Origin of the sequence: Nocardioides sp. GCM10030259 (genome assembly GCF_042666375.1) — a bacterium.
GTDB lineage: Bacteria > Actinomycetota > Actinomycetes > Propionibacteriales > Nocardioidaceae > Nocardioides.
The window spans coordinates 106,903-130,192 of the sequence record NZ_JBHTDF010000020.1 but is presented as its reverse complement, the minus strand read 5'-3'; the positions used below and the strand labels follow the sequence as shown (position 1 = coordinate 130,192).

Sequence of the window (23,290 nt, the reverse complement as noted above, 5' to 3'; positions counted from 1 at the left end):
CACGAAGATCCAGAGAGGCAGACCATGACCACCACCACGACTGCACCCGTCGACAACGGCGTCGACGTCGAGGCCCTGCTCGGCGCCCGCGCCGCGCTTGCAGAGACCCCCGAGATCGCCCAGTTCGAGTGGCGCTCGACCGTGCGGTGGGTCCGCGGCACGCACAGCAGGTCCACCGTCGAGAGCTTCCACGGGTTCAGCGACGAGCAGACGCACCACACGTCCTTCAGCTACGACGTGGACCACCCGGAGCAGTTCGCCGCCAAGGACAACGGCGCCACGCCCGTCGAGCTCGTGCTCGTCGCCCTGGGCGGCTGCCTGACTGCCGGGATCGCCGCGGTCGCGCAGCAGCGGCAGATCCAGCTGCGCTCGGTGACCGCCGAGCTCACTGCCGACATGGACCTGCACGGGATCCTCGGCGCCGACCCAGAGGTCCGCAACGGCTTCGACGGCGTGCGCGTGCACTACCGCATCGACGCCGACGCCACGGCCGACGAGATCCGCGCGTTGGTCGCCCAGTCGCAGAAGCGCTCGGCGGTGTTCGACATCCTCACCAACCCGACCGACGTCACCGTCAGCGTGTCCTGATGCCCGAGACCACCACGGTGGTCGTCGGCGCCGGGCACTGCGGACTGGCCGTGAGCCGCCACCTCGCCGAGCACTCGGTCGACCACGTCGTCCTGGAGCGCGGCGGGGTGGCGAACTCGTGGCTGACCCAGCGCTGGGACTCCCTGCGGCTGCTCACGCCCAACTGGATGACCCGGCTGCCCGGCGCGTCGTACTCCGGCGCGGACCCGGACGGCTTCCTCACCGCCGGCCAGGTCGCCGGCCTGGTCCGGGAGTACGCCGTGGCGTCGGCCGCCCCGGTGCACACCGGCACCTCCGTCACCTCGGTGCGCCCGGGGAGCCGTGGCTTCGACGTCTGGACCGACACCGACCGCTGGTCGGCCAGGACGGTGGTCCTGGCCGTGGGCACGACCCGAGCCGCCGCGCCGGCGGCCGCGTGCCACCTCCCGGCGCGGGTCGAGTCGGTGCCGGCGACGTCGTACCGGAACCCGTCGCAGCTGCCCGACGGCGGCGTCCTCGTCGTGGGCGCCTCGGCGAGCGGGGTGCAGATCGCCGAGGAGCTCCGGCTGGCCGGCCGTCAGGTCACCCTCGCCGTCGGCGAGCACGTGCGGGTCCCGCGGCGCTACCGCGACCACGACGTCATGTGGTGGCTCGACGGCCTCGGCCTCCTCGACGAGCGCTGGGACGAGGTCGACGACCTGGCCCGCGCCCGGCACGTGCCCTCGCTCCAGCTCGTCGGCGCCGACCGCGACCTCGACCTCAACGCGCTCCAGGCGCTCGGCGTCCGGCTGGTCGGCCGGGTCGTCGGCATCCGCGGGTCGGTCGTGCAGTTCTCGGGATCGCTGGCGAACGTCTGCACGCTCGCCGACCTCAAGCTGGGCCGGCTGCTCGGCACCATCGACGACCGCGCCGGCGGCACCGGCGACCGACCCGCCCCGACCGTCGTACCGCGAGCCCCGCTGCAGCTCGACCTGGACCGCAGCGGGATCGGCTCGGTCGTCTGGGCGACCGGCGTGCGCCCGGACTTCTCCTTCCTCGACCTGCCGGTCTTCGACCACCGCGGACGCCTGCGCCACACCGGCGGCGTCACGCCCTGGCCCGGCCTGTACGTGATCGGCCTGCCGCTGCTCCGACGTCGGCGGTCGACCTTCATCGACGGCGCCCGCGCGGACTCCGCCGACCTCGTCCAGCACCTGGTGGGACTGCTCGACGACCGGCCCCTTCACGACCTCCGGAGGACCGCACCGTGAACTCCCATCCCCTGGCGACGACCCTCGCCCACGCCATCGCCGAGCGCGCCCCCGAGCGCCTCGGCGCCCAGCTCTCCGACACCGTCCGGCTCCGGGCGCTGCTGCCCGGCGGTGAGCTCGAGCGAACCGGCCGCGAGGCGGTCGTGGCCCAGTTCGCCGACTGGTTCGGCGACTTCGGCACCGTCGTCCTCGACGACGTCGCCGGCGACACGGTCGGCGACCGCGTGCTGGTCCACTACAAGCTCCTCGTCGACCGTCGCGGCGACCGCCGGGTCGTCACGCAGACCGTCGTCTGCGGCGTCGCCGACGGGCAGGTACGACGGATGGACCTGGTGTGCTCCGGCTTCCGGGAGCTGTCGTGAGCACGGCGAGGACCACCGACCCCACGACCTGCTGGGGCGACTACGACCGCGACGACCCGTTCCCGCTGTTCGCCGCCGTCCGCGAGGCCGGGTCCGTGCACGACGTCACCCTCGCCGACGGACACCGCGCCTTCCTCGTCGTCGGCTACGACGCCGCCCGCGAGGCGCTCAACCACCCCGACCTCTCCAAGGACATGCACGCGGCGCTCGCCCGCGACGGCGCCGTCGTCGCGGAGGGGCTGCCCGGGCCGGCGTTCGCGCGGCACATGCTCAGCGTCGACCCACCCGACCACACCCGACTGCGCGCCCTCACCGCCCCGGCCTTCACCCGCACGCGCCTGGCGACCCTCGAGCCCCGCATCCACGAGATCGTCGACCACCTGCTCGACGAGCTCGAGGACCGCACCGCCCCCGTCGACCTCGTCGCCGGATTCGCCGCTCCCCTGCCGTTCATCGTCATCGGCGAGCTCCTCGGGATCGCCCGGCCCGACCAGGTCCGCCTGGCCGGCTGGTTCGCGACCCTCCTCGCGCCGTACGACGGCGACGCCCCGCCGCCGGACGTCGTCGCCGCGTCCGACCGGATCGTCGGCTTCCTCACCGACCTGGCCGACCGGGCGACGGCGAGCGCCGCGGCCGGAGAGGCCGACGGCACCCTGGTGGGCGACCTCGCGGCCGCGAGCCACCGCGGCGAGCTGACACGTGACGAGCTGCTCTCGACCCTCTTCCAGCTGATCGTCGCCGGACACGACACGACCACGAGCCTGATCGGGAACGGGACGGTCGCCCTGCTGACCAACCCCGCGCAGCGGGACGCGCTGGTCGCGGACCCCGCGCTGGTGCCCGGGGCGATCGAGGAGATGCTGCGCTTCGACGCGCCCGTGCCCCACGCGACGTTCCGGTACGCCGAGCGGGACACCACGATCGCCGGCACTGCCGTCCCGGCGGGCGTCCAGGTGCTGGTCTCCCTCGCGACCGCGGGCCGCGACCCGCACCGCTCCGTCGCTCCCGACTCGTTCGACGTGACGCGGCCGAGCCCCGCCCATCTCGCGTTCGGCCACGGCGTCCACCACTGCCTCGGCGCCCGGCTGGCCCGGATGGAGGCGCAGGTCGCGTTCACCGCGCTGCTCGGACGGTTCCCGACCATGACCCTGGCCGTCCCGGCGAACGAGCTGCGGTGGGGGCACGGCGACGGGCTGGTGCTCCGCGGCCTCGACGCGTTGCCCGTCCACCTCTCGACGCCGGGCCCGGAACGGCAGGACACTCGAACATGAGCACGAGCACGTGGGTCCGGGCGCGCGAACGCCCCCGCAGGGCGCTCTACCTCTCCTCGCCCATCGGGCTCGGCCACGCCCGGCGCGACCTCGCGATCGCGCGGCACCTCCGGCGGCTGCACCCCGACCTTCAGGTCGACTGGCTCACCCAGCACCCCGTCACCCGCGTCCTGGACGAGGCCGGCGAGCACGTGCACCCGGCATCCGCGTGGCTGGCCAGCGAGTCGGCGCACATCGAGGCGGAGTCCGGCGAGCACGACCTCCACGTGTTCCAGGCCATCCGCGAGATGGACGCCATCCTCGTCAACAACTTCATGGTCTTCAACGACGTCGTCGACGAGACGCCGTACGACCTCGTCATCGGCGACGAGGCCTGGGACGTCGACTACTTCCTGCACGAGAACCCGGAGCTCAAGCGGTTCTCCTTCGCGTGGCTGACCGACTTCGTGGGCTGGCTGCCGATGCCCGACCTGGGCCCGCGCGACGCCGAGCTGTGCGCGGACTACAACGCGGAGATGCTCGAGCAGCGGGCCCGCTACCGGCGGATCCGCGACCGGCAGGTCTTCGTCGGCAACCCCGAGGACGTCGTCGACGCGTCGTTCGGCCCGGGCCTGCCGAACATCCGCGAGTGGACCGCCCAGCACTACGACTTCCCCGGCTACATCACGGGCTTCGACCCACCCTCCGCGGATGAGGTCGCCTCGGCCCGTCGCGGGCTGGGCTGCCGCGACGACGAGCTCCTGTGCCTCGTCTCCGTGGGCGGCTCGGGCGTCGGCGAGCCGCTGCTGCGGCGGGTGCTGGACGCCGTACCGCCGGCTCGCGACCGCCTGCCCGCGCTGCGGTTCGTCGTGGTGACCGGCCCGCGGATCGACCCGGCGAAGCTGCCGGCGGTGCCGGGGGTCGAGGTGCGCGGGTTCGTCCCCGACCTGCACCGACAGCTCGCCGCCGCCGACGTCGCCGTCGTGCAGGGCGGGCTCACCACCACGATGGAGCTGACCGCCGCGGGCGTGCCGTTCCTCTACGTGCCGCTGCGACACCACTTCGAGCAGAACTTCCACGTCCGGCACCGGCTGGAGCGCTACCGCGCCGGCCGGTGCATCGAGTACGACGAGGCCTGCGACCCCGAGGGGCTCGCCGAGGCGATCGTCGCGGAGATCGGGGCGCGCTCGTCGTACCGCCCGGTGGAGACCGGCGGCGCCGAGCGCGCCGCGGCGATGCTGGCGGAGCTGCTGTGAAACCCGGGGTCGCGTACGACGTGCACGGGTCGGGCAGCCCCACGATCCTGCTGCTGCCGACCTGGACGATCATCCACCGGCGCTTCTGGAAGCTGCAGGTTCCCTACCTGGCCCGGCACTTCCGGGTGGTGACCTACGACGGCCCGGGCAACGGCGACTCGCCCCGCCCGCTCGACCCGGAGGCCTACGCCCACGACGCCCAGGTCGCTCACGCCCTGTCGGTCCTGGACGCCACCGACACCGACCGGGCCGTCGTCGTCGGCCTCTCGCGGGCCGCGAACTGGGCGCTCGACCTCGCGGCCAACCACGCCGACCGGGTGCTGGGCACCGCCCTGGTCGGGCCGTCCGCCGATCTGGCCACGTCGACGGTCCGGCACCCGCGGTGGGACGACTTCGGGCCCGCGATCTGGCGCACGCGGTACCCCGACTTCCTCGCGTGGTTCTTCGACCTGTGTCTCCCCGAGCCCCACTCGACCAAGCCGATCGAGGACACCGTCGGCTGGGGCCTGGAGACCACGCCCGACGTGCTGGAGGCCGAGGAGGCGACGCCCTGGCCGTCCCGCGACGAGGTTGTGGAGTGGTGCGGCCGCATCAGCAGCCCGGTACTGCTTCTGCACGGCGACCGCGACCGGGTCAGCCCGATCGCGCGGTCCGAGACGATCGCCGAGCTGACGGGCGGCCACCTGGTCCGGATGGAGGGATCCGGTCACCTTCCGCTGGCCCGCGACCCCGTGCGGGTGAACCTGCTGCTGCGCGACTTCGTCGTTCAGTGCGCGGGCGCACGGCCGGCCACCTCGGTCGGCTGAGCTCTCAGAGGACGGTGACCTGCACCCGGGTGCCGGGGCCGCTGACGAGCTGTCGCCGTGCGGCGACGGGCTCGATCCAGTAGGTGCCCGGGTCGAGCCGGACGGCGAGGTAGTCGTCCTTGCTCCAGCCGGACTCCTTCACGAGCGTGCCGCCCACCGGTGCGTCCCAGACGCGGACCATCGCCCGCGTGGCGTAGGTGAGCTGCCGCACCCGCACCAGGTCGGCGACGACGAGCCCGGTGCCCCCGGAGACCTGCGTCGAGAACTGCGGCGTCCAGGCCTCCTGGTGGAAGACCTGCACGGGCCGGCGGAACACCCCGAGCTCGGCGAACGCCCGCGAGAAGACCTCCGCGAAGAGCGTCTCCCCCGTCGGGTTCGGGTGCACGTTGTCGAACGTGTAGAGCTGCGGGTCCCACGGGCGTGCGGTGTCGGTGCGCAGGTGCGCGATCACCACCCGCGGGTCGCGCCCGATCTTGCGGGCGATCAGCCGGTTGGCGGACGCCGTGCGCGAGTTCCTGCGGCTCGCCTTGACGTCGACGCCCAACTCGCGGCCGGAGTTCGGGATCTCGCCCACGACCACGCGGGTGTCTGGCTCCACCGACCAGATCCTCCGCAGCAGCGTCGCGGTGTCCCGGGTGATCTCCCACGCCGACCGCGTGGTGGCGTCGTTGAAACCGAGCTCGAGGACCACGACGTCGGGGTGGTAGGTCCCGATCTCGCCGGCGATCCGCGGCAGGTGGTAGGCGAACTTCGAGCCGCCCTGCGACGCGTGGGCCTCCTGGTTGCCGAACCCGTGGTCGGTGTGCTCGTAGTTGTACTCACCGGGAGCGAGGTCGCGGTTCGGGTACGTCGAGCGCAGGTCGCTCCGCGGCCCGACGAACCGGGCGGGCACGCCCTGCTCCCGGAACTCGCGCCACATCCAGTAGCGATAGGTCGCCGATCCCGGGTGCCCGTGGGTCATCGAGTCGCCGACGTACATCACCCGGATCGGGTGCGCCTTGCTGTACTTCCGCGGCCACACCACGTGCGGACCGGCCGCGTCGGCCGCCGGGACGAGCGCGAGCAGCACGAGAACGGCGAGCGAGGTCAGCAGCACCCTGCGCAGGTCGGTGGGACGCATGTGCAAGGCGTGACTCTCGGGACGCGGGTTGTCTGATGGGGAAATCATGCAGGCCCGACCCCGTGCCGTCCAGCCGCGGCGCAGACAACGGGTGAGGACCGCCGTGCCGGGGTACCACCTGGAGGTGGAGCTCTACCGGTGGGCCTGGACCGCGATCTGGGCGGTCGCCGGCGCCGTCCCGGTCTTCTTCGGCCTGTTCGTCGCCGCACCCATCGCGCTCGTCGGTGCCGCGCTCGTGACCGGCGTCAGCCTGACCCTGGTGGCGGACTGGACGCCGAGGGACAGCGCGGCGGCGGGCATCGTGGCCGCGATGACCGTGGCCGCGCTCTGGTGGACCGGGCCGGTCGCGCTCGCCGCCGCCGCACTGATGGGTGCGACGTCTCCCTGCGCCGTGTCATGGGTCGCGCGCGTCGTACGCACGCCGCAGCGTGACCGGGAGCCGGGTGCCGTGGCGGTCCTGGACGACGCGCGGCTGTGCGCGGCGTGGTCGGAGAGCTACGTCGCCCTGCAGCGGACGCGAGACCTCGCCGAGCGCCTGGCGATCGTGAACGCACGTCAGGCCTACCTCGACGAGCTCGAGGCCCGCGACGAGCGCGGGTTCCGGACGTGGCTGCACTCGACAGCCCGCCCGGTCGGCAACCCGCACCCGTTCATCAACCCGAGCTGAGGACGCCGCGGTTCCGGGTCATTGCCTCGGTGCGGACCCGGGCTTACGGTGTTCCCATCACGACGCTCAGCAACGGGCGTCAACCCGCCAGCGGGGGTCAGCCGTGCGGACCGACCTCAGCCTCGTGTGCGCGCCTCCCATGGCGCGGCTCGCCTTCTCCGGCGAGCTCGACCTGGCGAGTCTCGCGCACCTGCGTGCCGTGTTGCTGCGGGTCCGGCTGCGCGGGTGCGACCACGTCGAGGTGGACGCCGACGGAGTCACGTTCGTCGACGCCGCGACGTTGCGGGCGCTCCACCAGGAGCAGCGCCGACTCCGGCACGCGGGTGGCAGCCTCGAGGTCGTCGCCGCGTCGCCGGCGTACCTCCTCGTCAGCGGCCTCGCGGGCTACGACAACCTCGAGCCCGTCAGCGGACGGCAGCGCCGTCTGACCCTGCTTCGGGGCGGGGTGAGCGGCCCGGATCGCTAGCGGGAGGCTCCTCGGCCAGCGTCCGCGCCATCAGGGTGTCCGCCGCCGCCTCCTCGACTGCGGCGCCCGCGTCGTCCGCGGCCGCCGCCGCGCGGTGCTGGGCGGCCCGGGCGGTGTCGCCTGCCGCCTCGGCCACCCCCGCTGCGTGCTGGTGTGCCTTCGCCGTACGTCGATGGGCTGCGGCAGCGCGCTGGTGCGCCTCGATCCCGCGCAGCACGGCGACGTCGGCGGCGACGCGGGCACGTTCGGCGTCCTCCGACGTCGAGCCGATGCGCGCGCCGAGCTCCGTCAGCCGCTCCTCCAACTCGGCCGCGCGCGTGCGCGCCTCCTCGGCGCGCTGCCTTGCGCGGCTGACACCCCGCTCGTCGCCGGTCATCTACCGATCCTAGGCCCGGGAGGCAGCATCTGGGGCGGCCGAACGCTAGTCCCGGCGCGAGGCCTGGGCGACGATGCCCTCGGCGACCGTCCGCAGCTTGACGTGTCGCGTGCTGCTGAGATCGACGAGGTGCTGCCAGGCGTCGTCGGCGGTACATCCGCGGGACGCCATGACGATGCCCTTCGCCTGCTCGATGACCGCACGCGAGGACAGGGCATGCTGCATGTCGGTCTCGAGCCGTGCGAGCTCGCCGTGCAGCTCGAGCTCGTGGAGGACCCCGCCGATCGTGACCGCGAACAGCTCGACGATCTCCTCGGCCCCGGACGCATCCCCGGAGAAGTAGGCGGTCACCGTGCCGGCCGCCCCCTCGTCCGTCTCGATGGCCGCGGCGACGACCGCCCGGGCCTCGGGCGGCAGGTGACGACCGAGGCCCGGCCACCTCTCGTCGGTGCGCACGTCGGCGCTGCTCACGGTCGATCCGTACTGGTAGGCCGCCACCGACGGCCCGCTGCCCGCCGCTATCTGGGCACCGTCGCAGGACTGGGCGGTCTGCGAGGTGGAGGCGACCTCGTCGGGCTCGCGGGGCGAGCCCACCGACACGCTGACCTCCGCTCGCCCCGCGAGGCCGTCGCGGACGATCGCCGCCGCGGCCGCCAGCACCTCGGCGCGGGGGGCGGCGCCCTGGGGCAGCATCGCCAGCCGCGTGAGCGAACGCGTGACCGACTCGCCGACGTCCTCGGCGCCGGCCTCGCCCGTCAGCAGGATCCAGCTGATCTCGCCGTCGCCGGCCCCGGGGAACTGGTCGGACGCGGTCACCTCGACCGGCCGGGTCTCGCCGCGGCGCTGCAGCGTCGCCGCCCGGCGCAGCACGAGACCCGTGCGATCGTGGCCGGACAGCAGCTGTCGGAGATCGGGGCGGTCGGAGGTGGCGAAGAGCGTGAAGACCGGCTTCCCGAGGAGCCGGGCGACCCGGGTGCCCAGCAGCGTCGCTGCCGCGGCGTTGGCCGAGCGGATGACGCCGCGCGCGTCGGTGACCAGGATGGGCACCGGCAGGATGGCCATGGTCCGCTCCTGCTGGAGCCGGATGCTCTGGTGTGACTCGACCAGGCGGCTGATCGACTCGTTCTGGAGCCGGACCTCCTCATCCGCGACGCGCAGCTCCTCGTAGGCCGTCTCAAGGTCCTGGACCAGCACGTCCGGCGTGGGCGCCGACGCGCGGACGCGGTCGATCCGGTCCCGCAGACGCGCCAGGTCGGCGCTCGGGTCCTCGCCGAGACCGGCGGGCATCGGGAGAGACGGGTCCATGGGATCAGTCCTGGGGGTGACCACCTGCCGGGGCCGCCCGAGCCACCCCGCGTGCTCCTCCATCATGCTCCTCACGTCGTGACAGCGCACGCTGCCGGGAGGAGAGTTGGACCATGACGCACGGCGATCTGGCCCACCGGGCACGGCCCGTGGTCGTGGTCGGCGCCTCCGCGGGCGGTGTCGAGGCGCTGCGGTCCTTCGTCGGGGGCCTGCCGGGCGACATCTCCGCCCCCGTGCTGGTCGTGCTGCACGTCCCGCCCAACGCGCCCAGCGCGCTCCCGTCGATCCTCGCGCGCGTGTCCGTCCGGCCGGTCCGCCACGCGCTCCACGGCGAGCCGCTCGAGGCGGGCACCATCTTCGTCGCGCCGCCCGACCACCACCTGATGGTCGTGGACGGTGCGCTGTCGCTGACTCGAGGCCCGCAGGAGAACGGGCACCGGCCGGCCGTCGACGTCCTCTTCCGCTCGGCGGCTCGGATGGCCGGCCCACAGGCGATCGGCGTGGTTCTGTCCGGGTCCCTCGACGACGGCGCCGCGGGAGCACACGCGATCACGTCCCGCGGCGGACGGGTCATGGTCCAGGACCCGGAGGAAGCGCTGTACGCCAGCATGCCCGAAGCGGCCGCGCGGGCAGCGGGCGTCGACGTCCGCCTGGCGGCAGAGGAGATGGGCGGCATGCTGACGGCCTGGCTGGACGAGCTCGCGAGCTCGACCCCGACCGGCGCCCCCGTGACGACGACGATGGAGGTGGAGGTGGACATGGCTGACCTGGAGCCGGAGGCCGTCCACAGTCCCGAACGCCCGGGCGTGCCGGCGGGCTTCGGCTGTCCCGACTGCGCGGGTGCGCTGTACCAGATCGACGAGGGCAGCCTCCGTCGCTATCGCTGCCGCGTCGGGCACGCATGGTCGGCGGAGAGCCTCCTCGCTCGCCAGTCCATCGCGATGGAGAGCGCGCTCTGGATGGCGCTGCGCAGCCTCGAGGAGAGGGCCGCCCTCAACATCGACATGGGTCGTCAGGCCGGCGCGCGGGGGCACGACCTGACGGCGGCGCGCTTCGAGGAGAGTGCGCAGGAGACACTTCGTGCGGCAGAGTTGGTACGGCGGTTGATCGACGAGATCGGCGCACCGTTCCGCGAGGAGGGTGCGCTGTGAGGCTAGGACGAGGGTGAACGACGAGGACTTCGAGGCGCTGTTGCGCTACATCAAGGAGCAGCGGGGCTTCGACTTCACGGGGTACAAGCGGGCCAGCCTGCAACGGCGGGTGCAGCGTCGCATGGAGGCCATCAGCGTCACGCAGTACGACGAGTACCTCGACCACCTGACGGTCCACCCCGACGAGTTCACCCAGCTCTTCAACACGATCCTGATCAACGTCACCGGGTTCTTCCGCGACCCGGACGCGTGGACGTACCTGCGGGAGGAGCTCCTCCCGAGCATCCTGCGACGACGCGAAGGGCAGCCGATCCGGGTCTGGAGCGCCGGGTGCGCGTCGGGCGAGGAGGCGTACACGCTCGCCATGCTGCTGGCCGAGCTCCTCGGGGTGGACGAGTTCCGCGAGCGGGTGAAGATCTACGCCACCGACGTCGACGAGGAGGCGCTGACCCAGGCACGCCAGGCCAGCTACACCGAGCGCGAGCTCGAGGCCGTGCCGGAGGACCTCCGCGGCAAGTACTTCGAGCCGGTCGGCAACCGGTTCGTCTTCCGCAAGGAGCTCCGGCGCTCGGTGATCTTCGGGCGCAACGACCTGGTCCAGGACGCACCGATCTCCCACGTCGACATCCTCGCGTGCCGCAACACCCTGATGTACTTCAACGCCGAGACGCAGAGCCAGATCCTCAACCGGATGCACTTCGCACTCCGGCCGGACGGCGTCCTCTTCCTCGGCAAGGCCGAGATGCTGCTCAGCCACTCGGCGTACTTCCGCCCCGTCGAGCTCAAGCGGCGCTTCTTCAGGAAGATCTCCACGGAGCCGCGCGACCGCCGGGCGCTCGCACCGAACCTGGGCTCGACACCCGGGGAGGAGCAGCACGAGGCATCGCGCCTCTACGTCGCGGCGCTGACGTCGTCCGCCGCGGCGCAGATCGTGCTCGACGTCGAGGGCCGGCTGGCGCTGAGCAACAACAGGGCCATGCACCTGTTCGGGATCACCCCGCGCGACATCGGTCGGCCGATCCAGGACCTCGAGGTGTCCTATCGTCCGGTCGAGCTGCGCGCCCACATCGACCAGGCCCAGCTCGAGCGCCGGGCCGTCTGGATCCGCGACGTCGAGCAGGTGCGAGGCGCGAACGAGACGCTCGCGTTCGACATCCAGGTCGTGCCCCTCGCGGACGACTCCGGTGCCGACGTCGGACTCACGGTCATCTTCAACGACGTCACCCAGTACCGGCAGCTCCAGAAGGAGCTGACATACGCCAACCGGCAGCTCGAGATCGCGTACGAGGAGCTGCAGAGCACCAACGAGGAGCTCGAGACCACCAACGAGGAGCTGCAGAGCACCGTCGAGGAGCTCGAGACCACCAACGAGGAACTGCAGAGCACCAACGAGGAGCTCGAGACCATGAACGAGGAGCTCCAGTCGATGAACGACGAGCTCCAGTTCAGCAACGAGGCCCTGCGCGACCGGCAGGACGAGGTGGAGCGGCTCAACCGGTTCATGGGGGCCGTGCTGGGGAGCATGAACTCCGGGGTCGCCGTCGTCGACGCCGACATGCAGATCCTCGCCTGGAACTCACGAGCGGCGGATCTCTGGGGCGTCCGCACCGACGAGGCCGTGGGTGAGCACCTCATGAACCTCGACATCGGGCTGCCGGTGGAGCGCCTGCTACAGCCGATCCGGGCCCAGCTCGGCGACCCCGAGGTCGAGCCCACCGACCTGGTGCTCGACGCCGTCAACCGACGGGGACGCGCCCTGCAGGTGCGGGTCACCCTCACCCACATCCGCGACCACGGCGAGGCGACTCCGGCGGCCATGCTCGCGATGGACGTCCTGGAGCAGCGGGACTAGCGTCGCAGCCGCACCACCGGCTGCCTTCCGCTATGGACACGGCGGTCGGCCCATGCTGCACTCGGGAGTGTGCGGGCGCGATGCGCCGCCCTGGGAGAGAAGGGTGGTCGGCCCCGATGGCAGCAGCCGAACGGGCGGGTGAGGGGCACCTCATGGCCACGAAGGCGGCCAGCTTCGACCAGAGCTCGCAGATCATGCTCGTCGTCGAGGGCCCCGAGCTGCGTCTGGCGGCGGTGAACGAGCGCGCCCGGGCGCTGCTCGGCGAGCGACCACTGGGCGTGCCTCTTCGGCAGGCCTACCCGGAGCTCGCGGGTCAGCAGATCTACGAGGCCTACGAGCACTGCTACCGCACCGGCGAGTCCTTCGTGCTGGGCGAGTGGCACACCCACTACCGGGCTCCCGATGGCGACTCGCGAGAGCTGTACCTCGACCTCTCCGTCACGCCGTTGCGATCTGCGGAGGGCGACATTGTCGGGGTCGTGGGGGAAGGCCGGGACGTGACGACGAAGGTCCGGGCACGCCTCACGGCGGAGCAGGATCGAGACGCGGCCACGCAGCACCTCGCCGAGGCCCGCCTGGTGGCTCGGGTCGTGCAGGAGGCGCACCTGCCGTTGGCCCTGCCCGTCCTCCCGCGCCTCGACATCGCCGCCCGCTACCTGCTGGCGGCGGAGGACTCGGCCGCCGGTGGTGACTGGTTCGACGCGGTCCTCCGCCCCGACGGCAGGATCGCCCTCGTCGTCGGTGACGTCGTCGGCCACGGCACGACCGCCTCTGCGGTAATGGGACAGCTCCGCGCGGTCTGCCACGAGCGACTGACCAGCCCGGCCCCGCTCGCGGACGCGATGAGCGATGTCGACCGCTTCGCCCGCGTCGTGCCCGGTGCGCGCCACGCGACTCTATGCGTCGTCGAGCTGGACCCGGTCACGGGGACCGGCCAGTACTGCACGGCCGGTCACCCCCCTCCCCTGGTGCTCGCGGGCGGCGCCGCCAGCTTCCTGTCCCCGAGCGGTGCCGGGCCCCTGGCCACGACCGGGGTGTTCCCGACCCGGCAGCTCCGGCTCGACACCGCCGACACCCTGCTCGTGCTCTACACCGACGGCCTCCTCGAGCGACCGGGACGGACCCCGGCCGCCAGCACGGTCGAGCTCGCCGACGCCGTCACCCAGGTCGTCGCGGGCACCGTGCTCGCACACGGCGCCCCTCGCCGGACTCCGGAGCGGGTCTGTGAGGTGATGCTGGACCTGATGATCGGCGACACGGGCTACGGCGACGACATCACCCTCCTCGCAGCGGAGCTGACCCCGCCACGCGAGCCACTGCACATGGTGCTCGACGCCGTCCGCACTGCTCCCTCCGAGGCTCGGCATCGCCTCGCCGAGTGGCTCGAGGACATGGACGTCACCGCCGACGACAGGCTCGCGCTCGCCCACGCCGTCAACGAGCTGGTCACCAACACCGTCGAGCACGCCTACGCCGACGACCCCAAGCCCGGTCAGGCCACCGTAGACCTCTCCCACGCCGACGACGGCGCCGTCCACCTGCGGATCGCCGATGGGGGGACCTGGCAGGAGGGGCCTGGTCCGGAGAGCCGTGGACTGCAGATGGTCCGCACGTTCCTGGACTCCCTCGAGGTCCACGCCACGGACGACGGCACGGTGGTGACCGGGACCTACCGGTTACGCCGCCCCGCGATCCTCGTGACCGGCGCCGCGCCGGCCGTCCCACTCCGCCAGTGGTCCGACCCGCCCTTCGTGCTCCGCGAGGAGGCGGGCCATCTCACGCTGCGCGGCCCGGTTCTCGCGCCTGAGGCCGACGAGCTCCACCGTCGTCTCGACCAGCTCACGGCTGCCCGTGCGTCGGTGACGCTCGACCTCGCCGGCGTCACCCACCTCGGCAGCGCGGCGGTGCGTGTGCTCCACGAGGCCATCACCACCGACCACGGGAGCGTCACCCTCCTGGCACCCGTCGGATCGGTCGCGCAGCACGTGCTCGACCTCGTCGAGCTGCCGCACCAGGCGAGCCTGTCCGACGACGGGCACCCCTGACCCCGCGCCGACCGGCAGGAGGCCGTCGGCCTCGTTCAGTGGCTCGCCCTGCCGCCCTTCCGACCGGCCTCCTTCTTCTGGGCCGTCGTGCCGCCCTGCCTGCTGTCGCCACCCTTGCCGGACTGCTGGCCGCCGTGCTTGGAGGCGTCCTCCGCGTTGGCGATCTTCGCGGCGCGCTCCTTCGACATGCCCTTGTCCTTGAGGGCCTCGTACTGCTTCTCGTTCTTCACGTTCGACGACTTGCCGGGCATCACACGCCACCTCCTGGAAGAGACTCGCCGGTGCGGTACCCCGGGGTCGCGCCCACATGCAACGGCACCAGCCGCATGGCCGCCGCCCGGGCGGGCACTGTCGTCACGAGGCCACGAGAGGGAGATGAGGGCGATGGGCGGCAAGCACACGGACGTCGACACCGACGAGACCACGACCACGACCGCGGAAGCCCCGCACCCCGACGACCCGCGCAAGCCGGACTCGCCGACGGACCTCACGGGGCCGTCGAAGCGCTACGTGCTGCGCAAGACGATCCGGGAGTTCTCCGACGACGAGTGCACCGACCTGGCCGCCGCGCTGACCTACTACTCCATCCTCGCGCTCTTCCCGGCCGCGATCGCGCTGCTGTCGCTCGTCGGGCTGGTCGGCCAGGGCGACGAGACCGTCGACACGTTGCTGCAGATCCTCCGGGACGTCGGAGCCGGCGGCGTCGCCGACACCCTCGAGCCCACGCTGACCGAGCTCAGCGCCGCGCAGAACGCGGGCATCGGCCTGCTGGTCGGCCTCGCGATCGCGCTGTGGTCGGCGTCCGGGTACGTCGGGGCGTTCGGGCGCGGCATGAACCGCATCTACGAGGTGCCCGAGGGCCGGCCGATCTGGAAGCTGCGCCCGGCGATGCTGCTGGTCACGCTGATCACCGTCCTCCTGACCGCCCTGGTCGCACTGAGCCTGGTGCTGACCGGTCCCGCCGCCCAGGCGGTGGGCGACGCGGTCGGCCTCGGCGACACCGCCGTGCTGGTCTGGAACATCGCGAAGTGGCCGGTGATGCTCGCCTTCGTCGTCCTCATCGTGGCTCTGCTCTACTACGCGACGCCCAACGTGAAGCAGCCGCGGTTCCGGTGGGTGAGCGTCGGCGCCCTGGTGGCCATCCTGACGTGGGTGGTGGCCTCCGCCCTCTTCGGCTTCTACGTCGCGAACTTCTCCAGCTACAACCGCACCTACGGCTCGCTCGCCGGTGTCGTGGTCTTCCTGCTGTGGCTGTGGATCAACAACCTGGCGCTGCTCTTCGGCGCCGAGCTGGACGCCGAGCTGGAGCGCGGACGCGAGCTCCAGGCCGGCATGCCGGCGGAGGAGGTCATCCAGCTCCCCGCCCGCGACACCCGCAAGAGCGACAAGGCCGCCCGCAAGGCTCGGGAGGACGTCGAGCGTGCTCGCCGGCTGCGAGCCTCCCGCGGGGACGACGCCTGACCGGCCGCGTCAGGCGATCACGGGGCTCCGTCGCGGATCTGCCGCTCCGGGGACCGACGACGCTCCACGACGTACGCCAGCCGCCGCAGGCTCTCGACGTTGCGCCACCGGAGCCCGACCTCGCGCAGTGGCTTCGGCACCAGCGCTCCGGGGCCCTCGACGGCGTCCTCCTCCAGGACCACGCGGGTCTCCGCCCCCAGCGGCTCGAGCCGGATCGACACCATCGCCGTGCCGGTGGGCCGGGCCTTGGCGTGCAGCTTCAGGGACAGGCCGGGCGTCGACTCGACGACCTCCGTGAGGTCGTCGACGAGCAGCGGCCAGGTCCCCACGGAGTGGTGCAGGCACGACCCGACGGCCGGCCAGTGGTCATCGACCTCCCGCATCCGCGACGCGCCGACCACCCAGAGCGGGTAGAGCCAGCCGTCCGCGAGCACGTCCCAGACCGCGTCCGCGGTCGCTCCCATCGTGCGTTCATTCACCGCCATGGCCTCGGGTACCCGCAGGCCGCGAGTGCATCCCGACGGCTCAGGGGTCGTACGGGACCTTGACCAGCTCGAGCACGTGCTGCGCCGCCGACCCCACCGGGGCGATCAGCCGCACCTCTCCCCCGGCGCGCGCCTCGACGAGCACCTGGACGCCGGCGCTGCCGAGCAGGCTGACGTCGGCGAGGTCGACCTCGACGGGACGGGTCCCGCCCTGCGAGCTCCGGTCCAGCGCCCGCCGGAGCTCGGCGGCGCCCTCCCGCCCGAGGTTGCCCGCCGGGCGCAGCCGGGTGCCCTCGACGTCCAGGGTGAACTCCTGCCCGGCCGGGCCGGCGCTCGTGTCGGCCTGGACCCCGCGGAGCAGGACGGCCGGCCGCGTGAGCCGGTGTCGCACCAGGGCACGCGTGCCGCCATCGCCGCGCTCGAGCGCGAAGTCGTCGGCGAAGCCGCGCACCATCGCCAGGCCGCGGCCCCGGTCGAGCGGCGTCTCGTCCCACTCGCGCCAGCGGCCGTCGTCGGCGACCTCCGCCTCGAGGACGCCGTCGGCCCGCAGCTCGACGGCGATCCGCACCTGGTCGTGCACCCCCGGGTCGGAGTACGCGTGCTCGAGCGCGTTGGCCACGAGCTCGCCCACGGCGTGCCGCACCGACAGCTCGTCCAGCGCACCGACGTGGAGGCGCTCCAGCCACCGGCCGAGCTCGACACGCGCGACGCGGGCGCTGTCGGGAATCGCGGGCAGCTCGAGCCGCAGCGGCGCCACGGCGTGGACCCGCTGCAGAGCCAGCACGGCGATGTCGTCGCTGAAGCCGGTCCGGCGGGTCAGCACCTCGAGAACGCGCCGGCACAACCGGTCGACCGTCTGCTCGTTCGCCGCCGGTCGCTCCGGCTCGGACTCCCGGACGGCGTCCGTAGCGACCCGCAGCAGCTCCACCGTGCTCTGCACCGGCGTGCGCCCCGGCCGCTCGACGAGGCCGTCGCTGTAGAGGAGGACGACGTCGCCCGGCTCGAGCCGGTGGGTCGCGACGGGGAAGCCGTCGCCGCCCGTACCGAGCGGACCGGCTCCCGACGCGACCAGGAACGACGCGTGTCCCTCGCGGTCGACGACCACCGGCGGTGGATGTCCCGCCGTGCAGTACCTCAGCTCGCCCGTCGCCGGGTCGAGGACCGCCGCGCACAGCGTGGCGACCCGGGACTCCGGCATCCTCCGTGCCCGTCGCTCCAAGGCGGCGAACGCCGCCTCGAGCTCGCCCCCGTCGCGGATCCGGTCGTCGAAGACCGTGCGCAGCTCGGTCATCACCGCGGTGGCCTCCACGCCGTGCCCGACGACGTCTCCGACGGAGACCGCGACGCGACCGTCGTCCAGGGTGGCTCCGTCGAACCAGTCGCCACCGGCCCGGTCGTCCGCGAGGAGGTAGCGCGCGGACACCTCGGCGCCCTGCGCCACCGGAAGCGACTTGGGCAGCAGCGCGTCGTGGAGCTGGAGGACGAGGTCCGCGTCGGCCAGCGGTCGAGGATCTGCGGCGCCCGGGGTCACCCCGATGCCGACGACGGCCGGCGCCGCATGCTCGCGGTACAGGGGCGCGAGGGTGACGTCGTACCCCGGCACGTCGAGCGCCCATCCCGCCACGGACTCGCCGAGCAAGGGGTCGCCGAGCGCCGAGCGCCCGCAGGCGTTGACGGCGAGCAGCCGCTCGTCGTCGCCCTCGGTGATCACCAGCAGCACGGGCACCTGGTCGAAGGCAGCCGCCAGCGTCTCCAGCCGTTGTTGCTCGTCCATCCCCGTGCCTCCTGCATGCGCCGTCCCCGTGTTGACCCTGCCCGCACTCGGGTCAGGGTTGGAAGACGACCTTCACCATGCCATCAACCTTGTCGCGGAACCTTGCGTACGCCGCGGGCGCCTCCTCGAGCGGCAGCCGATGCGTCGCGAACGACTCCACCCCGAGCCGGTCCTCGTCCTGGTTCAGCACCCTGAGGATGTCATCCGTCCACGCGCGGACGTTCGCCTGGCCCATCCGCAGCTGCACCTGCTTGTCGAAGAGCTGCATCAGCGGCAACGGGTCAGCGGCGCCGCCGTACACGCCGGAGATCGAGATGGTGCCGCCTCGGCGGACCGCCTCGATGGCCAGGTAGAGCGCGGCCAGCCGGTCCATGCCGGCGCGGGTCATCACCGCGCCCGCGATCTTCCTGGGCAGCAGCCCGAGCGCCTTCTGAGCGGTCTCGGCGACGGGAGAGCCGTGCGCCTCCATGCCGACGGCGTCGATGACGCTGTCAGAACCGCGGCCCCCGGTGAGCTCGCGCACCTGCCCGGGTACGTCGTCGGCGCCGTCCAGGTCGATCGTCTCGGCGCCGCGCGCCGCGACGCGCTGGAGCCGCTCGGGCACCCGGTCGACCACGATGACCCGCACTGCGCGGTCGAGGGCGATCCGTGCCGCCATGTCGCCGATCGGTCCCGCGCCCAGCACGAGCAGCGTGCCGCCGCCGGGCACCGCGGCGTACTCGACGGCCTGCCACGCCGTCGGCAGCACGTCGGAGAGATAGAGGAAGCGCTCGTCCGGCGGCCCCTCGGGCACCGGTACCGGCAGGAAGTCGGCGAACGGCACCCTCAGGAGCTCGGCCTGGCCACCGGGGACCTGGCCGTAGAGCTTGCTGTAGCCGAAGAGGCTGGCACCCGTGCCGTGCTCGCGGTTCTGCGTGGTCTCGCACTGGCTGTACAGGTTGCGCACGCACATCCAGCACGACCCGCAGCTCACGTTGAACGGCACGACGACACGATCACCGGGTCGACGGTCGCGGACTCCGGCGCCGACCTCCTCGATGACGCCCATCGGCTCGTGCCCGACGACGTCCCCGGGCGTCATGAAGGGCGTGAGCGGGTCGTACAGGTGCAGGTCGGAGCCGCACAGGCCCGTGCTCGTGATGCGCACGATGGCGTCCGTGGGCTCCTTGATGATCGGATCCGGGACCTCCTCGACCCGCATGTCCTGTCGGCCCTGCCACGTCACCGCCCTCACGGCATCCACCTCCATCACGTAGTCCGGGCTCGGATGCCGACTGGTACCCACGAGGGCCACCGGGATTCGACCCCTCCGGGTGAGATCGGGTTTCGAGGGGAGGGCGCAGGGTAGGAGCCGTTCAACGGGCACACAACCCCGAGAGTGCGACACGCCGCACGACTTGTGATCCATTGCCTCCCCGGTAGCGTCGCTGATGCGTCCGGACGTAGGCACGACCTTGCTGAAGAAGCCGGCAAGGCCACCCCATCCGAAGGAGATGGAGTCGCCCCCATGGCACGAACTTCCGCACTGCTGACCCCCCTGTCCGATGCCCAGGCCCGTTCGGGTGACTGCGGCCTCACCCGGGCCGAACGAGGTGAGCAGACGGCGGCCCTCCTGCGGGCGGCCCACGAGACGCACGACCCCGACGAGGCCGACGACCTACGTGCCCGGGTGGTGCTGATCAACCGCGGTGTCGCCGAGGCCGTGGCCCGGCGCTACCGGCAGCGAGGCCTCCCCCAGGAGGACCTCAACCAGGTCGCCTTCGAGGGCCTGACCAAGGCGGTGACCCGCTTCGACCCCACGCTCCGCAACGACCTGCTGACCTTCGCCGTGCCGACCATCCGCGGCGAGCTGCAGCGCTACTTCCGCGACCACGGCTGGACCGTCCGTCCGCCGCGCCGGATCCAGGAGGTGCAGAGTCACGCCCACGCCGCGGTCCGCGAGCTCGAGCAGCGGCTGGGCCGCGAGCCCACGGACGCCGAGGTCGCGGAGGACCTCGGCATCACGACCGAGGAGTACGGCGAAGCCATGGCCGCGCTGGGCTGCTTCCAGCCGGCGTCGCTCGACCTGCCCGTCGGCGCCGACACCGCGACGCTGGGCGACCTGCTCCCCGACACCGACGACGACCACGACGCCAGCAACGCCCGGCTGATGCTGGAGCCCGTCGTCCGCCGCCTCTCCGAGCGGGACCGGCGGATCCTCTACCTGCGCTTCTTCGAGGACCTCACCCAGGCCGAGATCGGCGAGGACCTCGGCGTGACCCAGATGCAGGTGTCGCGGCTGCTGTCCCGCATCCTCGGCGACCTGCGCGAGGAGCTCGAACAGGAGTGACCGACGATCGACGGCTCGCCGAGCGGTTCGCCGAGCTCAGCACGGCTCTCACGGCCGAGACCCGTGAGGACGTCACGTTCGACATCCTGGTGCGCCGGGCCGTCGAGGTCATCCCGGGCTGCGACGCGGCCAGCGTGACCCTGCGCAAGCGCCGGGGTCGCGCCGAGACGGTCGCCGCCACCGACGACAACGTGGCGGCGATCGACGCCGTCCAGTACGCCGTCGGCGAGGGTCCGTGCCTCGACGCGGCCTTCGACCGCGGCAACGTCGTCGTGTCCGACGTCAGCACGGACCCACGGTGGCCCCGGTGGGCCGCGCAGGCATCCGAGCTGGGCGTGGGCTCCGCCCTGGCCGTCCGCCTGCACACGGAGCGCGAGACGCTGGGCGCACTGAACCTCTACTCCCGCACCCCCGGCGGGTTCGACGACGAGGCCGTCGACGTGGCGCTGATCTTCGCCGCCCACGCCACGCACGCCGCAAGCAAGGCCCGGCTCGTCACCGGGCTCCAGAGCGCGCTCGAGTCGCGGCACGCCATCGGCATCGCGCAGGGCGTGCTGGCGGTCAAGTACGGCATCTCCTACGAGCGCGCCTTCGAGGTGCTGCACCGCTACTCCAACGACACCAACACCAAGCTGCGCGACGTGGCCGCGCGAGTGCTGGACATGCGCGACCTGCCGCTCGATGACAACGATCCGCTGGCGGTGGGTACCGACGCCCCATGACGGGCTTCGGATACACGTTGATGACCGAGCAGAGCGGGCCGCGCGAGCTGGTCCGGTACGCCGCCGCGGCCGAGGAGGTCGGCTTCGACTTCGAGGTGATGAGCGACCACTACTCGCCGTGGCTGACGGAACAGGGACATGCGCCGTACGCGTGGACCACCTTGGGCGCCGTGGCCCAGGTGACGTCCCGGGTCGGGTTGATGACCTACGTGACGTGCCCGACCCTGCGCTACCACCCGGCCGTCGTCGCCCAGAAGGCCGCGACCCTGCAGATCCTGGCCGAGGGGCGGTTCACGCTCGGGCTCGGCACCGGCGAGAACCTGAACGAGCACGTGGTCGGCGAGGGCTGGCCTGCCATCCAGGACCGCCAGGACATGCTCCGTGAGGCGGTCGGGATCATCCGGGCGCTGCACACCGGCGAGCTCGTCGACCATCGCGGCGAGTACTTCCAGGTCGACTCGGCGCGGATCTGGGACGTGCCCGACGAGGGCGTCGAGATCGGCGTCGCGGTCGCCGGGGACCGTGCCATCGAGGCGTTCGCGGCGCTCGGCGACCACCTGATCGGCGTGCAGCCCGACGAGTCGCTGGTGTCCGGCTGGAACGCCGTCGACGGTGCGCGCCGGATCGGTGACGGCGCCCGCGCGATCGGCCAGATCCCGATCTGCTGGGACCCGGACGTGGACACGGCCGTCAAGCGCGCCCATGAGCAGTTCCGCTGGTTCGTGGGCGGCTGGCAGGTCAACGCGGACCTGCCCACTCCGGCCGGCTTCGCGGGCGCCACCCAGTTCGTCCGGCCCGAGGACGTCGCGGACGCGATCCCGTGCGGTCCGGACCTCGACAAGGCGGCCGAGGCGATCACGGCGTACGTCGACGCGGGCTTCACCGACGTCGCGATCGTGCAGATCGGCGACGAGGGCCAGGACCGCTTCCTGGCAGAGGCCGCCGGGCCGCTGCTGGAGCGACTGCGGGCCGCGTGACCGTCTGCCCGGTGAGGTTCGTGGACGAGCCGTAGGGGCTCAGCGGTCCTCGGGCCGGCCGGTACCCCCCGCTTCCGGGCACATGCCGCCCCCACCGCGGGTACCGATGCGGCCATGGCCCCCTCCTCCGCCGCCGTGCTCCTCGACATCGACGGCACGCTCGTCGACTCGACGTACCACCACGCCCTGGCCTGGCACCGGGCGTTCGCCCGCCACGACGTCGCCCTGCCGCTGTGGCGGATCCACCGGGCGATCGGGATGGGCGGGGACCGGCTCGTCGCCCACGTCGCCGGACAGGCGACCGAGGAGCGGTCGGGCGACCGGGTGCGCGACGCATGGCGGGAGGAGTACGCCGAGCTGCGCGAGGAGGTCCGCCCGCTGCCGGGCGCCCGCGAGCTGGTCTCCCGGCTGCACGCGGAGGGCTACCGGGTGGCCCTGGCGTCGTCGGGCGACCCGGAGTTCTCCCGGGAGGCCGTCGACCTGCTCGGCATCGGCGACGAGATCGACCTGTTGACGACGTCCGAGGACGTCGACGAGTCGAAGCCGGACCCGGACCTGCTCGAGCAGACCCTCTCCCGGCTGCAGGGCGTCCAGCAGGCGGTGCTCGTGGGTGACACGGTCTACGACGTCGAGTCGGCAGCCCGCGCCGGGCTCGGGTGCATCGCGCTCCGCTCCGGCGGCGTCAGCCGGGCGGAGCTCATCGAGGCCGGCGCGACGAGGGTGGCCGACGTGCCGCAGGACCTGCTCGAGCTGGACTGGCCGGCCCACCTCTCGGCCGTCAGACCCCCAGGTCCCTGAGCACCCGGTCCACGTCGCTGCTGTGCCTGCGCAGCACGCTGACCCGGCACCCGCGAGAGTGACCACAGGTGGCGACGATGGCCTCGGCGGCGGCCGGGGCCAGGGAGTCGACCGCCGTGAGGTCGACGATGAGCACCGGCCCCGCGTCGGCGACCTCCGCGAGCGCGTCCTCCAGCGCCGCCCGGTCACCCTCGGTGCAGGCACCCGCCAGCCGGAGCCGTCGCTGCGTCGGTTCCCACGTGATCGTGCACATCACCCCACCCTCCCAACC

Annotated in this window: 24 protein-coding genes; 16 read left to right on the top strand and 8 right to left on the bottom strand. The window is 72.7% G+C overall.

All coding sequences use genetic code 11. The features are described from left to right. Positions 1-24 precede the first annotated feature (24 nt). The 6 genes from ACFQQI_RS17990 to ACFQQI_RS17965 are packed head-to-tail and all read left to right on the top strand — an operon-like array spanning position 25 to position 5,491. Complete coding sequence (locus ACFQQI_RS17990; RefSeq protein WP_378566578.1) at positions 25-588, top strand: OsmC family protein; 564 nt, start codon at positions 25-27, stop codon at positions 586-588. Next, the gene (locus ACFQQI_RS17985) at positions 588-1,817 is read left to right on the top strand and encodes an NAD(P)-binding domain-containing protein (protein ID WP_378566575.1); all 1,230 of its coding nucleotides are present in this window, start codon (positions 588-590) and stop codon (positions 1,815-1,817) included. Before ACFQQI_RS17990 ends, ACFQQI_RS17985 begins: the two co-directional genes overlap by 1 nt. Further along, positions 1,814-2,179 carry a nuclear transport factor 2 family protein gene (locus ACFQQI_RS17980; RefSeq protein ID WP_378566572.1) on the top strand — a complete coding sequence of 122 codons (366 nt, stop codon included), beginning with the start codon at positions 1,814-1,816 and terminating at the stop codon, positions 2,177-2,179. Before ACFQQI_RS17985 ends, ACFQQI_RS17980 begins: the two co-directional genes overlap by 4 nt. Then, positions 2,176-3,450, top strand: a complete 1,275-nt coding sequence (locus ACFQQI_RS17975) for a cytochrome P450 (protein ID WP_378566569.1) — start codon at positions 2,176-2,178, stop codon at positions 3,448-3,450. The genes ACFQQI_RS17980 and ACFQQI_RS17975 overlap by 4 nt, the downstream gene beginning before the upstream one ends. Beyond that, positions 3,447-4,685 carry a glycosyltransferase gene (locus tag ACFQQI_RS17970; protein ID WP_378566566.1) on the top strand — a complete coding sequence of 413 codons (1,239 nt, stop codon included), beginning with the start codon at positions 3,447-3,449 and terminating at the stop codon, positions 4,683-4,685. The genes ACFQQI_RS17975 and ACFQQI_RS17970 overlap by 4 nt, the downstream gene beginning before the upstream one ends. Continuing rightward, positions 4,682-5,491: an alpha/beta fold hydrolase gene (locus ACFQQI_RS17965; protein ID WP_378566563.1), complete on the top strand. Its 810-nt coding sequence runs from the start codon at positions 4,682-4,684 to the stop codon at positions 5,489-5,491. The genes ACFQQI_RS17970 and ACFQQI_RS17965 overlap by 4 nt, the downstream gene beginning before the upstream one ends. A 4-nt stretch (positions 5,492-5,495) precedes the next feature. Here the strand turns inward: ACFQQI_RS17965 and ACFQQI_RS17960 are convergent, their stop codons facing one another. After that, positions 5,496-6,611, bottom strand: coding sequence for an SGNH/GDSL hydrolase family protein (locus tag ACFQQI_RS17960; protein ID WP_378566560.1), 1,116 nt, complete (start codon positions 6,609-6,611; stop codon positions 5,496-5,498). Between the two features lie 103 nt (positions 6,612-6,714). Here ACFQQI_RS17960 and ACFQQI_RS17955 point away from each other — a divergent pair, with 103 nt between their 5' ends. Then, the gene (locus ACFQQI_RS17955) at positions 6,715-7,278 is read left to right on the top strand and encodes a hypothetical protein (RefSeq protein WP_378566557.1); all 564 of its coding nucleotides are present in this window, start codon (positions 6,715-6,717) and stop codon (positions 7,276-7,278) included. Positions 7,279-7,381: 103 nt separating this feature from the next. After that, on the top strand, positions 7,382-7,744 hold the full coding sequence (locus ACFQQI_RS17950; RefSeq protein WP_378566554.1) for an STAS domain-containing protein: 363 nt from the start codon (positions 7,382-7,384) through the stop codon (positions 7,742-7,744). Here ACFQQI_RS17950 and ACFQQI_RS17945 read toward each other — a convergent pair. Beyond that, on the bottom strand, positions 7,683-8,120 hold the full coding sequence (locus tag ACFQQI_RS17945; RefSeq protein ID WP_378566551.1) for a hypothetical protein: 438 nt from the start codon (positions 8,118-8,120) through the stop codon (positions 7,683-7,685). The genes ACFQQI_RS17950 and ACFQQI_RS17945 overlap by 62 nt on opposite strands. Positions 8,121-8,165: 45 nt before the next feature. Then, positions 8,166-9,425, bottom strand: a complete 1,260-nt coding sequence (locus ACFQQI_RS17940) for an ANTAR domain-containing protein (protein WP_378566548.1) — start codon at positions 9,423-9,425, stop codon at positions 8,166-8,168. 113 nt (positions 9,426-9,538) lie between these two features. On the opposite strand from ACFQQI_RS17940, the gene ACFQQI_RS17935 reads away from it, so the two are divergent. The 3 genes from ACFQQI_RS17935 to ACFQQI_RS17925 all read left to right on the top strand — a co-directional run bounded on the left by ACFQQI_RS17935 (position 9,539) and on the right by ACFQQI_RS17925 (position 14,473). Next, positions 9,539-10,576, top strand: coding sequence for a chemotaxis protein CheB (locus ACFQQI_RS17935; protein WP_378566545.1), 1,038 nt, complete (start codon positions 9,539-9,541; stop codon positions 10,574-10,576). A gap of 13 nt (positions 10,577-10,589) precedes the next feature. Next, positions 10,590-12,428, top strand: coding sequence for a CheR family methyltransferase (locus ACFQQI_RS17930; protein ID WP_378566542.1), 1,839 nt, complete (start codon positions 10,590-10,592; stop codon positions 12,426-12,428). A 152-nt stretch (positions 12,429-12,580) separates the two neighbouring features. Further along, complete coding sequence (locus ACFQQI_RS17925) at positions 12,581-14,473, top strand: SpoIIE family protein phosphatase (protein WP_378566539.1); 1,893 nt, start codon at positions 12,581-12,583, stop codon at positions 14,471-14,473. 35 nt (positions 14,474-14,508) lie between these two features. On the opposite strand, the gene ACFQQI_RS17920 is transcribed toward ACFQQI_RS17925, so the two are convergent. After that, positions 14,509-14,724: a hypothetical protein gene (locus ACFQQI_RS17920; protein ID WP_378566536.1), complete on the bottom strand. Its 216-nt coding sequence runs from the start codon at positions 14,722-14,724 to the stop codon at positions 14,509-14,511. 124 nt (positions 14,725-14,848) lie between these two features. Here ACFQQI_RS17920 and ACFQQI_RS17915 point away from each other — a divergent pair, with 124 nt between their 5' ends. Beyond that, the gene (locus ACFQQI_RS17915) at positions 14,849-15,934 is read left to right on the top strand and encodes a YihY/virulence factor BrkB family protein (RefSeq protein ID WP_378566533.1); all 1,086 of its coding nucleotides are present in this window, start codon (positions 14,849-14,851) and stop codon (positions 15,932-15,934) included. Between the two features lie 17 nt (positions 15,935-15,951). Here the strand turns inward: ACFQQI_RS17915 and ACFQQI_RS17910 are convergent, their stop codons facing one another. The 3 genes from ACFQQI_RS17910 to ACFQQI_RS17900 all read right to left on the bottom strand — a co-directional run bounded on the left by ACFQQI_RS17910 (position 15,952) and on the right by ACFQQI_RS17900 (position 19,427). Then, complete coding sequence (locus ACFQQI_RS17910) at positions 15,952-16,398, bottom strand: SRPBCC family protein (protein WP_378566530.1); 447 nt, start codon at positions 16,396-16,398, stop codon at positions 15,952-15,954. 61 nt (positions 16,399-16,459) lie between these two features. Beyond that, positions 16,460-18,193: a SpoIIE family protein phosphatase gene (locus ACFQQI_RS17905; protein WP_378566527.1), complete on the bottom strand. Its 1,734-nt coding sequence runs from the start codon at positions 18,191-18,193 to the stop codon at positions 16,460-16,462. Between the two features lie 52 nt (positions 18,194-18,245). Next, positions 18,246-19,427, bottom strand: coding sequence for a zinc-dependent alcohol dehydrogenase (locus tag ACFQQI_RS17900; protein WP_378566524.1), 1,182 nt, complete (start codon positions 19,425-19,427; stop codon positions 18,246-18,248). Between the two features lie 273 nt (positions 19,428-19,700). Here ACFQQI_RS17900 and ACFQQI_RS17895 point away from each other — a divergent pair, with 273 nt between their 5' ends. The 4 genes from ACFQQI_RS17895 (at position 19,701) to ACFQQI_RS17880 (ending at position 23,019) form a co-directional block, all read left to right on the top strand. Beyond that, a complete protein-coding gene (locus tag ACFQQI_RS17895; protein WP_378566521.1) occupies positions 19,701-20,522 on the top strand; it encodes a sigma-70 family RNA polymerase sigma factor in 822 nt (273 codons plus the stop codon). Beyond that, on the top strand, positions 20,519-21,244 hold the full coding sequence (locus ACFQQI_RS17890) for a GAF domain-containing protein (protein ID WP_378566518.1): 726 nt from the start codon (positions 20,519-20,521) through the stop codon (positions 21,242-21,244). The genes ACFQQI_RS17895 and ACFQQI_RS17890 overlap by 4 nt, the downstream gene beginning before the upstream one ends. Next, the gene (locus ACFQQI_RS17885) at positions 21,241-22,221 is read left to right on the top strand and encodes an LLM class F420-dependent oxidoreductase (RefSeq protein ID WP_378566515.1); all 981 of its coding nucleotides are present in this window, start codon (positions 21,241-21,243) and stop codon (positions 22,219-22,221) included. The genes ACFQQI_RS17890 and ACFQQI_RS17885 overlap by 4 nt, the downstream gene beginning before the upstream one ends. A gap of 114 nt (positions 22,222-22,335) precedes the next feature. Beyond that, positions 22,336-23,019: an HAD family hydrolase gene (locus tag ACFQQI_RS17880; protein WP_378566512.1), complete on the top strand. Its 684-nt coding sequence runs from the start codon at positions 22,336-22,338 to the stop codon at positions 23,017-23,019. Here ACFQQI_RS17880 and ACFQQI_RS17875 read toward each other — a convergent pair. Then, positions 23,000-23,272, bottom strand: a complete 273-nt coding sequence (locus ACFQQI_RS17875; RefSeq protein WP_378566509.1) for a hypothetical protein — start codon at positions 23,270-23,272, stop codon at positions 23,000-23,002. The genes ACFQQI_RS17880 and ACFQQI_RS17875 overlap by 20 nt on opposite strands. Positions 23,273-23,290 lie beyond the last annotated feature (18 nt).